This is a genomic window from Pseudomonas sp. F007 (assembly GCF_057814275.1).
In genome coordinates this window covers 1-230 of the sequence record NZ_JBVATA010000063.1, presented here as the reverse complement: position 1 = coordinate 230, position 230 = coordinate 1, and the positions used below count along the sequence as shown (strand labels likewise).

Sequence of the window (230 nt, the reverse complement as noted above, 5' to 3'; positions counted from 1 at the left end):
AGGCGACGACGTCTACAAAGACGGCGGTCCACTGAGCGTGTCCATCGACAGCGCCAGCGTACCGGGCAAGGTCTTTGAAGACCTGCAACTGAGCAAAGAGCCAGGTGTGGTGCAGATCAACGACACCGTGGACACGGTGACGGTGAGTATCAAAGGCAACGGCGACGTGTTCGAGAACGCGAGCCCAACCTTCACTGTCAGCATCAACCAGGCGTTGAAAGATGACCTGA

Annotated in this window: 1 protein-coding gene; it reads left to right on the top strand. The window is 57.4% G+C overall.

Features of this window, described 5'->3' with window-relative positions; all coding sequences use genetic code 11:
• Positions 1-230, top strand: a 230-nt coding sequence (locus tag ACZYR5_RS29725; RefSeq protein ID WP_489092939.1) for an immunoglobulin-like domain-containing protein, incomplete at both ends; no start/stop codon positions are given.